Consider the following 15,196-nt stretch of genomic DNA (forward strand, 5'->3'; position numbering starts at 1 on the left):
GGTTGGATGCCCTTTTCTCAACTTAGTTTTACATACTAAGTTCGGTAGACCCGAACATGAAAATAGACAAAAACGTTTGCGGCGATTAAAACAAGCTATAATTGGTTATCAATAAATGTCGATTGCGTATTCTGTTGAAAAATTGCGCGATTGCATTGTTTAAAAAGGCAGTTTGGGACATATAATTATCTTGACCATCGCATTTTTGAGATATTCTCAGGAAAAGCGATCGCAATATCGAGGATAGGTCATGTTTTCTCTTCTTCAGATTGTGTTGATTGTGTCCATTCTTCTTCAAGTTGACGATCGCGATCGCTATAACTTTATTTTCTCTTCCAAAACGAGATCGCCTTTTCCCCTCTCAGAAAATAAGACAATTTAACAAAAGAGAGTCGAGTAGAAGAAGAGCAAAGGGAAAGAGAGGAAATGGCTAAAGAGTCCTCGCCGCGAACAACGCCACCCGAAAGCCAATATTATTGTTACGAACCCAAGGCTGGTTAAAGCCACGATTAGCAGAACGGCAATATACAGGCATATTGAGCCAAGAACCACCCCGAAATACTCGGTTTCGTTTATCTTGGAGAAATTCTGGTAAATTTTCTGATAAATTTTGATAGGGATTATTATTCTCATCCCAAACCCGGCTATCTAGCAAAGCCCTTCTATAGTTATCATGCCAAGGATCTGCACACCATTCCCAAACGTTCCCGTGCATATTGAATAACCCAAAAGAATTGGGGAGAAATTTTTCTACAAGTATTGTTTCTTCTCGATACAATCCTCTGAAACCACTACCATAGAATCCTTTGTAAATTTTTCCTTTAAATGTCCAATCTGTTCCCCGATAATTTGCCAAATCTGTTGTAATTGTCTCTCCAAAAGAAAACGGAGTTGTTGTCATTGCACGGCAAGCATATTCCCATTCCGCCTCGCTCGGGAGTCGATATTTCTGCCCAGTATGAACGAATAATCTGGCACAAAACTCGATCGCATCATACCAGGATACACTTTCTACCGGACGGTGATTCCCTTTGAAATGAGAAGGATCGGATTTGAGATCGCTTTGAATTTTGGGGAAAGATGCCACTTGTTGCCACTGTGCTTGAGTAATGGAAGTTTTACTGATAAAGAAGGATTTCACATTGACTTGATGTTGAGGACTTTCACTATTAACTCTTCCCTCTTCAGTGTTTGATGCCCCCATCATAAACGTTCCTTCAGGAATCGCAACCATTTCCAGCTTGATTCCATTTCCTAAATCCTCAGCCAAAAAATTAGCCTTGCCTTTCTTACGCTCTATTTCCTCTCCCTTCGCATTTACCGTCACCGTTTCAAATGCAAATTCTTGCAAGTTGTTTGTAGAGGTTTCAAGCGTTGATTTAGGAGAAGACTGTTGCTGGAGAGCGTTGAGATTTCGCGATACCATTGTTTGAAGTTTTTTCCCAAAATCAGACATTATCTTAGCGGCGATTGTCGAAATAGCTCCTGCACTTGCCAATTGCGCCAATATTAGCCACTGTCTTCGAGTTAAACGCAATTGCATTCCAGAGCGACTACCAATATTTTTACTTTTATGAGAAGTTTTAGATCGAGAACGAAATGAAGCCAGATGTTCGATCGCTTCAATTGCCTGTGAATCTCCCGGTGCATTGACTAAAACCCGAATCCATAACTCTTTAGCGCGTCGATAATCGCCTTTTTGCTCTGCCGCAAACGCATCTACTCTGAGAACATTGGTATCTGCCACCGTCGCCAACTTCGGCAACAAAATCAAATGATATTTAGAAGCCGGATCCACCGCCGCAACAGGGGTTTGCAAGCGCTTTTTATAATGCCCTACCAACGCCGGAACATAAGACCGTAAATAATGAGAAAGTCGCTCTACCGTCGCACAATTACCCTCTCCTTGAATTCGCAACCCCTGCAAGAGAACGTGGGTAAATGCCCCTTGTTGTAATTGCTCAATTTCATAAGACGATTCACGCGGACTGCAAGAATAGAATGTAACAATCCCCGGATAGCGCGAACCGCCTACCCCTAAACCCGATCTGCGTCCCTCATTGCGACAAGCATCGAGGAGCAACACCACATTATCCGCACCACTCCGCAAAAGCCGTTCTCTGATGTAATGAAGAGAAATCGCCGTATTCTCCACATCCCCCGGATCTGCATCAATGGGCATGAGATAATCGCGATCGCCTTCCCGAATGCCGTGTCCCGCAAAGAAAAACCAAAAATTATCCCCCGCCCCTAAAAACGGTTTCTCGAACCGCACTCGCAAAAAACGCCGCAATACCGCATAAGTAGGGCGAGATTCGATCGGCGCACCATGATCCTGCTCAATAGCGGGTGACTTCTCCGAGAAGTAATAAACCTTCTCAAACCCCACTTCCTGCAAAAAATAACTCTGCAATGCCTCCGCATCCCCTCGAGCATACTCGAGAGGCTGCAAATTTTGATATTTATTAATCCCGATCGCGATCGCCCAATTTCTACCGCTCATTAAAACCTAGGAATTAGAGGAAGGAACTCGCTTAAATTTTAAAGTAATTGCCCCTTTTCTGCCTACTTCTCCCCCCATGCCGACAATGCTCACCTGTCCCTTACTATTCACCTCGACAGATAATTCCACCTCTTCAAGGCGCAGGGTTTCCGGTTGCGTGGATTGAAATTGATTAAATAGTTGCATCATAACTCGATAGAGTTTGCCCATCTCTTGCGTTAGCGTATCCACTCGCACCTCTGTGCGCTGTTTGAGATTGGCGATTTTTTGTACGGCTTCACCGAATCCCCCACCAATATCGATGCCAATGCGCTCCCCGTCAACGGATTCGGGAACATCTTCAGTAATAAAACTAATCGTTTCTGGTTCTGTCATCTTTCCATGCCGTTGCAAAAGTCACATTTATTTTAACCTCGAAGGCTCGGGTTTACTGGTTACAAGGTAATTCAATTAAAAAGGTCGTTCCTTTGCCAACCTGACTTTCTAGCTCAATTTTACCCTGCATTAATTCCACTAATGATTTAGTAATTGCCAACCCCAAACCCGTTCCCGAATATTTTCGTGTTGTGCCGCGATCGCATTGGTAAAACTCTTCAAAAATCTGTTGTTGGCGGTTGCGAGGAATGCCGATACCGGTATCTTTAACGATAATATTAATGCGATCGCTTTCTCCCTCTTCTAATTTCACCGTAACGCCGCCGATTTCTGTAAACTTAATCGCATTCGAGAGTAAATTCACCAAAATTTGACGCAGGCGATCGCGATCGCTCACGATTTCTTGATTCTTGAGAGTATCATAACCATCACAGCGTAATTCTAAATTCTTTTCATCAGCAAGGGGGCGCAAACTTTCTAAGGTTGTAGAAACTAACTGGACAACATTAAACGATCCGAGTTTAATTTCCAGTTTTTTCGCTTCAATTTTAGAAAGATCGAGAATATCATTAATCAGTTCCAGTAGATTTTTCCCATTATTATGAATGCGTTCGATCATCTGCGCTTGATGAGGAGAAAGAGAATCAGTACGCTGGCGTAATAATACTTGAGAAAAGCCCATAATGGCATTCATTGGCGTGCGGAGTTCGTGGGACATCGTGGCCAAAAATTGCGATTTCATGTTCGTTGCTTCAATGAGTTGCAAATTTTTCTGGTGAATTTGTTGGCGTTGGGTTGCTAATTTGCTATTCTGTTGTGCGAGGGTTTGATTCTGTCGTTCTAGGCGTTCTTCGCGTTCTTCTAAGGTTTGAATCAGTTGGGCATTATCGATCGCGATCGCTGCTTGTTCCCCCACCGCAAGTAACAAAAGTCCATCCCCTCGGCTAAAGGCTTCAATATCTTGCCAATGTCCCACCCCCAATACCCCCAACCGCCCCGATCTCGCCGACTGAATGGGAACAGCATACAGGGCGGCGGGGAAAGGAAAAAGGGGATGAGAAGGGGTTTGCATGAGGGTAGATTCCCCCGTCGCAAAGACTTGATACAGCCAACCGCCCACGGAAAAAGCGCGATCGAGAGGCAAGCGATCGACGCCTTCTCCCGCCGTCACCGTGAGACTATTTTGGCATTCTTGGCAGTCGTAGAGGGCGATAAAACAAAACTGCGCCCCGGCGATCGCTTCCGACACCGATCGCGCCATCACTGCTAATAAATCCTTTAAGTTTGTTAAGCGTTGATTGAGTAGATTCGTGAGTTTTTGCAGCGTTGTTAAATGTTGTTTTCGTTCCGCTAATCTGGCATTCGCTTGGCGCAAATTTTCCGTAGTTTCTTGCCGGGCGCGATCGATACCAATGGCAATGTAGAGGCTGCGCGAGAGAATTTCCGGGACGATTTCTCGTTGATTCAGAGTATCCGATATACCCATTTCTCGCCATTCTAATCTCGTTTGACGATCTCCTCGTTCTGTTAAGAGAATAATTGGTGTTTCGATATTCTGTTGGTGAATGTGTTGTAATATATTGAGGCTATGAGCAAGGGTTTCTTTCAGGAAAATACAATCAAAATTATGTTTCGCGAGCAGAGCGATCGCACCTTCCTTCGTTTCGGTTTCTTGCGTAGAAATATTCTCCTCTACTTTTTCTAAGATTTGCATGAGGAAGCAGCGATCGGCTTCGTCATCATCAATAATTAAAATGCTTAATTCTGCGTTGACAATCATTGTTTTATACTCGCTTGCTGGAGAATAAAACGCTGAACGGCGAGGGAAGTGCGATTGAGTTCATAGGAACGACGCTGAGGAGATTCTAAAAACGATCGCTGTTCCTGTTCGATCATTTCTACATCCTGTCGAACTAAGCCATCTAAAAGTTTTTGTGCCGATCCGAATAAACGATCTTTGAGAAATTGACGGAATTGAACGGGGAGTTTATGCAGTCGCCAGAACGCATTTAAGGACGTAAAATGAATTAAATAAGCGCGAGTTTGAGTTTCGTTCACCGGGCAAAAGAGACAGTAAATTTTAAAATCCTGCCCCAATGTAGAAACCCAATGAGGATAAATATAGCTCACATTTAAAGGTTCGGGGTGCAAGCGACGCAGGGCAGGAAAAAATAATTGCGAAATCGACCAAATCTTATCGATGCGATAATAACTCTGTGCTTCGTAACGGGCATCAATTCTATTTTCTCCGACTTCTAAGGCTTCTAATTTTGCCGATGCCCAAGCCTGATAGTTATCGTGTAAATGTCCGTGATACATATCCATTAAATTCTCAATGAGAAAAGAATAATGCCCCGGACAATCAATCGCAGAAACCGTAGCAATATAATTCAGATGATGCCATTCCGGTACTCCCAAAGGTGCGATCGCCTCGGCATCTCCTTCCCCCGGAAACAGCCAGATAAAACCATCGAGTTCTCGCACGGGAAAAGTGCGAATTTTACAGGTGGGTAACTTTTGATCGTCAGCTAAGTACGGAACGCGATCGCATTTTCCTTCGCGATTAAATTGCCAACCGTGATAAGAGCATTCGAGGCGATCTGCTGCGACCGTTCCCGAACTTAAACGAACTTGACGATGAGGACAGCGATCCTCAAGGGCGATCGTACTCCCTTTTGTATCGCGATAAAGAACGATCGCCATTTTCCAAAGCGTCACCGAGAGCGGGCGATCGCCCACCTCCGAACTGCGAGCGACAACATACCAGCGATCGGGATTAATACCACAAGTCCGCAGAGATGGCGGTGCGAGAGAAGGAAAATCGGAATTAACTTGCTGTACCTGCATTTTTGCCGTAGACGAAGGTTTCATCATTTCAATAACCTACCCTCAGAAGGGAGAAGCTAATAACCAATACCCAATAATTCATAACTAATAAGCTATTATGACATTTGGGCTAAATGAGGGCAGAAGAATGCAAAAGGGACGACCCATCCAAACATTTTTAACCATAAGCATGAGTATTGCGATCGCGGCCATTCTCGGTTCGACGTTCGTATTGGCGCAAAAACAAGGATCTTTCGCTCGTATCGAACAGTGGATCGCCGAGAGAAACTGGCTTCCCGTGGGGAATATTGCCCCCAAACCCGCCGACGATCGCTCCCAAGTCCTCCCCCTCGCCCTCCTCTCTCCAGAAGCCCGTTCCGTCCAACTCGACGCAATTGCCTCAAGCGATCGCCCTTCCATCGAACGCAGTCGCGCCCGCTATTTACTCGCTAGCGATCGCCTCGCCCAATTGGAAGGAGGAAAGGCTATTCGTTTATTAAACAACCTCGAAAATGAATATCCTCTCCTTGCCCCCTATATTGTCCTCAAACGGGCAAGAGCCTACGAATTAACCAACGACCTCGATCGCACGAAAACTACCCTAGAAAGCCTCATCGAAACCTATCCCGATTCTCCCGCCACTGCCGAAGCCTACTCTCGCTTGGCAAAATACGATCCCCAATATGCCGATCGCGCCATCGCCGAATATCCCCAACATCCCCTCACTCACGCACTCGTGCGCCAGCGTTTGGACGGTAAATTAAATCAGCCAGAATTATTGCTCTTTTTAGCGAAAAATACCCCCGACGCTCCCGGAATGAGCGAGATTCGCGATTACTTGGTGAAAAACTACCGCGATCGTCTCACCCCGGAAGACTGGGAAGGGATCGCCTATGGCTATTGGGAACAATGGGAATACGGTAAAGCGGGGAGTGCTTACGCAAAAGCCCCTGCAACCCCGAAAAATCTTTATCGCACCGCTCGGGGAAGAGACTTGGGCAACAATAAAATTGAAGCGAAAATCAGCTATCAAAAACTCGTGAATGAGTTTCCCCAAGCAGAAGAAAACGGCTTGGCACTCCTTCACCTCGCCCGACTGTCAGACCCTCAAGAAGCCGTACAGTACCTCGATCGCATCATCCAAAATCATCGCGATCGCGCCCCCGATGCCCTCCTGAAAAAAGCAAAGCTACTGGAAAAGGGTCGCGATGGCAAAGCGGCTGGAGAAGCCCGACAAACGATCCTCAATCAATATCCCAAATCCGAAGCCGCCGCCCGTTATCGCTGGGAAACAGCACAAAAATTCGCTGAGAAAGGGGAATACGTGCAAGCGTGGAAATGGGCGCACCCCATCGCCAGCAACAATTCCGATAGTAGTTTGGCTCCAAAAGCTGCCTTTTGGGTGGGAAAATGGGCGGCTCGAGTCAATCGTCCTCAAGACGCGCAAGCCGCCTATAAATACGTCCTCGCCAAACATCCTGAATCTTACTATGCGTGGCGTTCTGCGTCGCTGTTGGGCTGGGATGTGGGGACATTTACCACCGTGCGAACCCAGCAGCCAGAAGTTATCCCCCCGCCAATTCGCCCCCTTCCTCCTGCGGGATCGGAGTTGTTCCAAGAACTCTACCAACTCGGTCAAGATAATGATGCTTGGATTCTCTGGCAAGCGGAGTTGACAAACCAACAAGAACCAACGGTAGCCGAGCAGTTTACAGAGGGGTTATTGTTACAAACAACAGGAGATTACTTAAAAGGAATTGATTCTATCTGGAGTTTAAAGGAGCGAGAAAAACCCGAAGAACGAGAAGAATGGCTGGCACTCCGTCAAACCTCGAAGTATTGGCAAGGCTTGTTTCCTTTTCCTTACAATGACACCGTTGTTAAATGGTCGAAAGAACATAAAATCAATCCCATTTTAGTAATTTCTTTGATTCGCCAAGAGTCGCGTTTTGAACCGGAAATTCGCTCTTCCGCCGGTGCGATCGGACTCATGCAGGTGATGCCGGCAACGGGAGAATGGATCGCCGAAAAGATTGCGTTGAAAGATTATTCTTTAATTAACCCAGAAAATAATATTACTTTGGGAACGTGGTTTTTAAACTATACCCATGAAGAATATAAAAGTAATTCCATGTTAGCGATCGCCAGTTACAATGCTGGACCCGGTAACGTGAGTAGCTGGGTGAAACGCTTTGGTTTTAACGATCCCGATGAATTTGTGGAAAAAATTCCCTTCGGCGAAACAAAAAATTATGTCGAATCTGTTTTTAGCAACTATTGGAATTATTTGCGGATTTATAATCCCGATGTTGCTCAATTGGTCGATAATGGATAAATAATGTGGGATTGTCTTTGTAGAGGGTCGTCAGTCCTCCTTGAATTGTCATAATTAAAATGAACAATCAGCCCGAAAAGATCATGATACTGCCAGAATAGCAGGAGACCCAAACCCGATCGCTTTGCGGATCGTAGGTAATGCCAATGGGTTTATCGTGAGTATTTACTGTTTCGACTACTTGAAAGTCTCGGGTGCGAATTTTACTTAAGGTATCGGAGTGATAATTCACCACATATAAAAACTCTCCGTCATCGGATAATACCGTGCTGCGTGGGGCTTTACCTGTCGATACTTTAGCAATAGCTTTCCCTGTTTGCAGATCGATTTTAGCGACTTTTTGTTCACCATTCAAACTAACATATAAATATTGACCGTCGGGAGAAATATTCAGATTTCGAGGTGAATTGCCGATATTTTTTAACCAACCTACGGAAAAATCTCGTAAGTTAACTTTGGCAATATCTAAAGATCCCATGACCGCAACATAAGCCCATTCTCCTGAAGAATCGACAACAATACCACGGGGATAAGCACCCAGTTTAATTCTTTGGATTTCTCGACTTTGTTCGCTATCGACAACACTGAGATCGTAACTGCACCAATTACTGACTAAAACAAAGCGATCGTCGGGAGTGGTGGCGACATATTTGGGAACGGAACCGACCTCAACCGCGCGATCGATCGCAAGACTATCGGTATCGATGCGATACAAAAAACTATTATCTTTCTTCTGTTGCGGACTGCACTTATCATCTCCCGGATTGTTAAATCCTTTCCCATACATTTGATAATTAGAAACCCAAGCATAACGTCCATTATTCGAGAAACTCGCTTCAACAGGAGAACCGCGATAAATACCTTGATATTGAGAATGACCGTATTCAGTGAGTTCGATCGTATCGGGAATTTCTGCGACTAAATTGTAGCTGCGATCGTACACCGTAATCGTATGGGTATACATCATATTTTGAGCAAAGAATAAACCTTGTCCCGAATGAACGATAGATTTGGGCGCAATGTTGCCGTAAATTGTTTTTCGCAGGCTCATTTTCTCCGCTTTGGGTTGTGCTGGGGTTTCGGGAGAAGATAGGGTAGAAGGCTCGTAAAAAGGTTCAGAAAATTGATAGGTTTCGCTATCAGAAATAAAAGGGGTTAAGCGATCGCTTTCATTGCTATTTTTAGAAGAGTTTTCAGCAGTAACGGAGGTGAGAGGAGAAGAACCGCCTAAAGCCTGTTGGGTTTGGGAGCCAGCGATCCCATCGGCGGTTAAGCCGCGATCGCGTTGAAATCGTTTCACGGCGGCTTCCGTCAGGCTGCCATAATATCCCGTTGCGGGTCCGAGAAAATAGCCTTGTTCTCGTAAAGTGAGTTGTAGTTTTTTGATGCGATCGCTCTGCTGTCCCCGTTTGAGAACTCCGCCTCGTCTTACCGATGTAGCGATCGTCGATGAGAACCCACTAGAATTGCCCTGTAAGACACTTTGGGTTTGCACTCCTGCCACCCCATCAACACTCAATCCTTTGGCGCGTTGAAAGCGAATCACGGCTTCTGTAGTAATACTGCCGTAATATCCCGTCACGGGTCCGTTAAAATAGCCCATGCGTTGCAATCGTTGTTGCAAATCCTTGACTTCCGAACTGCGATCGCCTTTCTTTAAAAGTGCCAGTGCTGGATCTCCCCAAAAATTAGAAAGGAGTGCGATCGCTAAGCAAATTTTTAATAAATTTGTTCCTTTCAGTCGCAACAATGGGAGAAATATCTCTAATTTCTCTCGCTCTGTTGGCTTGATTTCGTCTTCAAAAGTAACAGTAGAATAAAGATAAGATAGAGATTCCATTATTTTATTATTGGGTATTGGTTACTATTCATTGTTCATTGCTCATTGCTCATTGATAATGAGGTGTCCAACCCATCCGGTTATTTTCCCCCAGTAGATCTCACCCATCAGTCCCTACAGCGATCGCTTACAGTATTTTGGAGAGCATTCTATAAATTAAGAGAAAAAGAGTGGTAATCGCAACTGTAGCCGCCCCCGCAAACACAGCTAAAAAGAAAATCCCAATAAATTCGGGTTGTAAGTTTTTTAAGATTGCTTGCAAAGCTGCATTGCGATGGAAAACGCCAATTAAAGCGACCAATACAAAAGTAATACCCCCCAAAATCGCTAAATCCCACTTCTCAATAATGTGACGAGAGAGAGAATAGATCAGTCCTCCCAAAATCATACCCAATAAGCCAATACTTATAGGGTCGATCGCCTGTACGATACTTGTCAATGCCATGAATAACAACGCTCCTTCAAACCCCGTAAAAGCAGCACTGACAATAATTTCTAGAGTCGATAAACCTTGACGAGAGCGACTTCTCGAGGTAACTGGTCCGCTACTGCTAGGAGGCGAGGCCGGCATAGGAGGGGCAGGAGTTGAGGGTGTTACCGAGAGATGAGGAGATGGTGGGGTTTGTCGAACGGGTTTTTGAGTAGATGAGGCAGCAGGAGGTGAAATCGAAGGCACAGGGGGAGGTGTTTGGGGAATGGGAGGCGGAGAAGGCGAAGGCGAAGGATTACCCTGTACGGTGGTGGGCTGTGTCTGATGGGGGGTTGGGATGGGAGGTGGCGTAACGGCAGAAGGGGTTAAATGCGCGATCGCCTCTAAAACTTCTCGTGCCGAAGCATAGCGATCGCGGGGGATGGGACGCAACATTCCCTCGAGAATCGCGGCTAACCCATCGCTCACGTGAGGGGCGTGCGATCGCCAGTCCCAACGGTTATTATAAGTATCGAATAATTCTGCTGAGTCTTTGCCCGTCAGCATCACCAAACAAGTCGCAGCCAAGGCAAACAAATCAGTAGAGGGATACACCTGCGCCCCTTGCATTTGTTCGGGAGGCGCAAACCCCATCGAATATATCCCCGTCGATCGCCCGTGGGGAGTGCCGACAGTGGCAGTAATTTGTTTGACTGCACCAAAATCGAGTAAATACAAACGTCCGTCATTACGCGATCGCATGATATTTGAGGGTTTGATATCCCGATGAATAACTTTTTGCCCGTGGACAAATTCGAGAACCTCGAGAATGGCGGTGAGAACTTCTAAGACTTCTGCTTCGCTGTAAATGCCTTTTTCTTCCTGTTCCTGTTCTAAATCTTGTCCATCGATGAACTGTTGTACCAAGTAAAAAAACTGCTCGTCTTTTTGACTCCCCGGACTGGGAACGATAACGGGAAAATAGGCGTAGGAATTGGGAATTTGCTTGTGTTCGTTCCCTAATTCCTCAAGGACGGCAGCTTCTCGTTCAAAGAGTTTTCGCGCAATTTGTAACTGTTGGGGGGTCAAGTCTCCTGAGGGTTGAAATTGTTTGACCACGCATTCTCTCAGGCTGGTGGTGAAGCGATCGCGAGCGAGAAAAGCGGCTCCAAACCCCCCTTGTCCGAGGAGTTTGACGGGAATGTATCGCGCACCCAAGATTAAAGGCATTCCGCAACGGGTGCAGTATTTTTGTTGAGTTGTTTTCAGTCGGTCGGGATCGTCGAGTTCGGGCGCAATATTTTGAGTATGACAGCTTGGACGAGTGCAAAGAATTTCCATGGTCTGCGATAAGTAAATTTGACCTAACTTCTAACCCGTTGAGAAGGGGGAGAACGCGACATCCCTATAGTAGCAGGGGAGTTTGCATCAGCCGATCGCTTTCCCCATGATTTCAGCGATTAGGATTGCGGTAAACTTGAGGCTTGAGGAAACTGCCTGAATTTTGTACAAAAATTAATACAAAAAAGGAGGCTGCCAGCCTCCAACTCACAATCAAGGGATTTGTCTGATTCATTGTTTAGGGAAATGACTATTCTGCAAAAACTTGATTGGCTGCCGTGACTCCTGCACCAGAAATAAAATTATTTGCTCCCAATTCTTGCAAAGTTGCTTCAAGGGCAGCCATCACCGTCAGGGTATCGCGATCGCAGACAAAACCCAAGTGACCGATACGGAAGATTTTTCCTTTGAGATGATTTTGTCCTCCTGCGAGGGAAATCGCAAATTTTTGCTGCATGGTGGAGCGAATTTTTTCGACTTCTATCTCTGTCGGCATCACCGCAGTCACGGCGGGACTTGCCACCTCATCAGCACCAAATAGGCTTAACCCCATTGCTTTCACCCCCGCCCGAGTGGCTCTTTTCAAGCGATCGTGACGGCTGAAAATATTCTCTAATCCTTCTTCGCGCATTATTTGCAGGGCTTCTTGCAATCCAAAAACTAAATTAATGGGGGGTGTAAAAGCAGTGCTATTCTTCGCCGTGGCTTTGCGATGAGATCCCAAATCGAGGTAATACTTGGGTAAAGTCGCCGTTTCATAGGCTTTCCACGCTTTGGGACTGACCGCCACAAATCCCAAACCGGGAGGAATCATATAACCTTTCTGCGACCCAGAAGCAACCACATCTAGCCCCCATTCATCAGTCGGAATGCTCATTGCCCCCAAGCTGGTGACGGCATCGACAATAATTAATGCTTCTCCGTGGGCTTTGACGGCTTTATTGATACCTTCGAGGTCGTTTAATACTCCCGTTGAGGTTTCCGAATGAGTGACGATAACGGCTTTAATGGCCTTTTCTTTATCCGCTTCTAATTTTGCTTGAAATTCAGCCGGATCGAGAGGTTTGCCCCATTCTGCACTAATTTTTTCCACCTGTAAGCCAAACGCTTCAGCAACCTCCCCCCAACGATCGCCAAACTTGCCATTACAACCAACTAAAACGCGATCGCCCGCACTCAAAAAGTTAATAATTCCCGCTTCCATCGCCCCAGTACCGCTCACGGTGAGGGCTTGTACGTCCTGTTCGGTTTGGTGCAGCCATTTAAGATTAGCTGTCACTTCTTCTTGAATTTTACTGTAAGCTTTGCTGCGATGGCCGATGGGATGTTTGGCCATGGCTTGTAAAACTCGAGCGGGTACGGGAGTCGGTCCCGGAATCATTAACAAAGGTTTCATGGGTTATTAGTTATGGGTTGGTTATCAACTCTTAGCGATCGATGTTATCAACTCTCAGTCTCAAGAGGCAATTTCGCGATCTTCAGTTTTACCATCCTCGATCGCGCGTAAAATTTCGGGTAAAAGTTCTGCTTCGATCTCTAAACTATTGAGAGACCAGCGATGTTCGTAGGGAATTTTGGCCTGTTTGCAAATCGCCTCGATCTGGCGTTGTTGCGCGAGGGCTTTGCGAAGGGTAACGATCAATTGCTGCACTTGCTCCCGCAAGGCTGGATTTTTTTCCACTGTCGATGAAGTTTGACGCTCGAGCAGTTGCAAGAGCAGTTCGTAGTGAATGAGAGAAGGAAGAGGAATTTGATCCATTGAAGACTGGCTTTAAGAGAATAGGAGAGAGTATAGGGATTTTTTTAGGAACAGTGGGCAATTTAACAGAAAGATTTTAGATCGGGAATAATTCCGCGATCGCTTCTGCCGGATCGGGTTGTCTTAACAAAGATTCCCCAATTAACACGGCATTTGCCCCTGCTTGGCGCACGATATCGATATCATCGGCAAAATGTAGTCCGGACTCGCTGACGGTGACAATTCCGCGATCGCGGAGTTGGTCTCGTCGTTGTGCCAACAGGTTTCCTGTCGTTTGCAGGTCTACAGAAAAATCTTCCAGATTGCGATTATTGATTCCCACCAGTTTAACACCTTCAATCCCGAGGACGCGATCGAGTTCGGGGAGAGAATGGACTTCTACGAGAGGAGTCATGCCCGCTTTTTCGATAATCTTGATAAAGTAGCTCAAATCGCGATCGCTTAAAACTGCCGCAATCAGTAAAATGGCATCGGCTCCTTGACTCCGTGCGAGAAAGATTTGGTAAGGATAGATAATAAATTCTTTGCACAACAAAGGCAAGTCAACCACAGCGCGAACTTTGGCGAGATTTTCCCAACTTCCCTGAAAAAATTTGCGATCGGTGAGGACGGAAATACAACTCGCCCCGGCTTTTTCGTAGGTTTTTGCGATCGCTGCTGGGTCGAAGTCCTCCCGAATGAGTCCTTTACTGGGGGAGGCTTTTTTGACTTCAGCAATGAGGGCGGGTTGCGTTTTCCCATTTTTTAAAGCACTTAAGAAATCTTGGGGAGGGGGAGCCTTTTTGACCTGTTTTTGCAGTTCGATTAAAGGAGTGCGATCGCGCAGCTTTTCCACTTCAGTCTCTTTATGCCAAACAATCTTCTCTAATATATTGCGGGGTTCTGCTTCAGGATGTTTGACCCGATAACTCAGAATGCTGACATCAACGGCACGGCTGGGGTTAACTCTACGAATTTGCATTGTTTGGTTAATGGATAATGGGTAATGGGATTATAATCTTCCCGATGCAGCGATCGAAAGCGATAGGATAAGAAGAAAGTGTGGGAGATTTACCATGTCTGTCGAATTAGCTCAACAAACAACTCAAACCCCAGAAGACTATACTCCCCCACTTCCTCCAACAGATTTAATCTTTGATGACGGAGAACCCTTGGAAAGCAATCGTCACCGCATTGCCATGAATGTTTTAATTGAGTCTATTCATCAGGCTTATACCGGACGAGAAGACTATTTCACTGGAGGAAATATGTTCCTCTATTACAGCAGCACCCAAGTCAAAAATAAGGATTTCCGAGGACCCGATTTTTTTGTTGCCCTTGATGTTGATGGAACGAGAGAACGCCAAGGTTGGGTCGTGTGGGAAGAGGAAGGACGCTATCCCGATGTTATTGTTGAGTTGATGTCGCCTTCGACAGCAAGTGTGGATTTAAACCAGAAAAAAAGGCTCTACGAGCGGACATTCCAAACCCGCGATTATTTTGTCTACAATCCGTTTAACCAAGAATCTCTACAGGGCTGGCATTTGAACCAAGAAGGACGTTATGAGGAATTGACCCCAAATGAGCGGGGACGCTTGTGGTGTGGGAGTTTGGGTCTGTGGTTGGGACTGTGGGAAGGAGAAATTTTGCGGGAACGTGCCATTTGGATCAGGTTTTACGATCGCGATGGTAATTTGGTACCTTTGGGAGGAGAAAGAGCGGAACAAGAACGACAGGAGAAGGAACAAGTACAAACAGAATTGCAGGCGTTGCGAAGTCGCTTGCAAGCAATGGGATTAGACCCTGACAATCTCCCCGGTCATGGGTGA

The 15,196-nt window shown here is 45.8% G+C and carries 12 protein-coding genes; 3 read left to right on the plus strand and 9 right to left on the minus strand.

The genetic code is table 11. The annotated features are described in order from the left end of the window. Positions 1–250 precede the first annotated feature (250 nt). Entirely contained in the window at positions 251–382 is a 132-nt protein-coding gene (locus AC6RV6_RS25950; RefSeq protein WP_500243789.1) for a hypothetical protein, read from the plus strand. Between the two features lie 48 nt (positions 383–430). Here the strand turns inward: AC6RV6_RS25950 and AC6RV6_RS25955 are convergent, their stop codons facing one another. Genes AC6RV6_RS25955 through AC6RV6_RS25970 form a run of 4 tightly spaced genes read right to left on the minus strand, consistent with a single transcriptional unit; the run spans position 431 to position 5,725 of the window. Beyond that, positions 431–2,503, minus strand: a complete 2,073-nt coding sequence (locus AC6RV6_RS25955; protein ID WP_500243790.1) for an SUMF1/EgtB/PvdO family nonheme iron enzyme — start codon at positions 2,501–2,503, stop codon at positions 431–433. Positions 2,504–2,509: 6 nt separating this feature from the next. Continuing rightward, positions 2,510–2,878 carry a Pepco domain-containing protein gene (locus tag AC6RV6_RS25960; protein ID WP_500243791.1) on the minus strand — a complete coding sequence of 123 codons (369 nt, stop codon included), beginning with the start codon at positions 2,876–2,878 and terminating at the stop codon, positions 2,510–2,512. Between the two features lie 52 nt (positions 2,879–2,930). Beyond that, on the minus strand, positions 2,931–4,658 hold the full coding sequence (locus AC6RV6_RS25965; RefSeq protein WP_500243792.1) for an ATP-binding protein: 1,728 nt from the start codon (positions 4,656–4,658) through the stop codon (positions 2,931–2,933). Next, positions 4,655–5,725: an aromatic ring-hydroxylating dioxygenase subunit alpha gene (locus AC6RV6_RS25970; RefSeq protein WP_500243818.1), complete on the minus strand. Its 1,071-nt coding sequence runs from the start codon at positions 5,723–5,725 to the stop codon at positions 4,655–4,657. The genes AC6RV6_RS25965 and AC6RV6_RS25970 overlap by 4 nt, the downstream gene beginning before the upstream one ends. 127 nt (positions 5,726–5,852) lie before the next feature. Between AC6RV6_RS25970 and AC6RV6_RS25975 the strand changes: the two genes are divergently transcribed. Then, positions 5,853–8,039 carry a lytic transglycosylase domain-containing protein gene (locus AC6RV6_RS25975; RefSeq protein ID WP_500243793.1) on the plus strand — a complete coding sequence of 729 codons (2,187 nt, stop codon included), beginning with the start codon at positions 5,853–5,855 and terminating at the stop codon, positions 8,037–8,039. Between the two features lie 67 nt (positions 8,040–8,106). Here the strand turns inward: AC6RV6_RS25975 and AC6RV6_RS25980 are convergent, their stop codons facing one another. The 5 genes from AC6RV6_RS25980 to trpC all read right to left on the minus strand — a co-directional run bounded on the left by AC6RV6_RS25980 (position 8,107) and on the right by trpC (position 14,349). Further along, the gene (locus AC6RV6_RS25980) at positions 8,107–9,879 is read right to left on the minus strand and encodes a peptidoglycan-binding protein (protein WP_500243794.1); all 1,773 of its coding nucleotides are present in this window, start codon (positions 9,877–9,879) and stop codon (positions 8,107–8,109) included. A 127-nt stretch (positions 9,880–10,006) separates the two neighbouring features. Beyond that, complete coding sequence (locus AC6RV6_RS25985; RefSeq protein ID WP_500243795.1) at positions 10,007–11,629, minus strand: protein kinase domain-containing protein; 1,623 nt, start codon at positions 11,627–11,629, stop codon at positions 10,007–10,009. 250 nt (positions 11,630–11,879) lie between these two features. Next, complete coding sequence (locus AC6RV6_RS25990) at positions 11,880–13,025, minus strand: pyridoxal-phosphate-dependent aminotransferase family protein (protein WP_500243796.1); 1,146 nt, start codon at positions 13,023–13,025, stop codon at positions 11,880–11,882. Between the two features lie 60 nt (positions 13,026–13,085). Continuing rightward, the gene (locus AC6RV6_RS25995; protein WP_500243797.1) at positions 13,086–13,388 is read right to left on the minus strand and encodes a DUF5340 domain-containing protein; all 303 of its coding nucleotides are present in this window, start codon (positions 13,386–13,388) and stop codon (positions 13,086–13,088) included. A 76-nt stretch (positions 13,389–13,464) separates the two neighbouring features. Continuing rightward, entirely contained in the window at positions 13,465–14,349 is an 885-nt protein-coding gene (gene trpC / locus AC6RV6_RS26000) for an indole-3-glycerol phosphate synthase TrpC (RefSeq protein ID WP_500243798.1), read from the minus strand. 94 nt (positions 14,350–14,443) lie between these two features. Between trpC and AC6RV6_RS26005 the strand changes: the two genes are divergently transcribed. Continuing rightward, positions 14,444–15,196, plus strand: coding sequence for a Uma2 family endonuclease (locus AC6RV6_RS26005; protein ID WP_500243799.1), 753 nt, complete (start codon positions 14,444–14,446; stop codon positions 15,194–15,196).

The sequence above is a fragment of the Spirulina sp. LEGE 11439 genome (genome assembly GCF_059821285.1).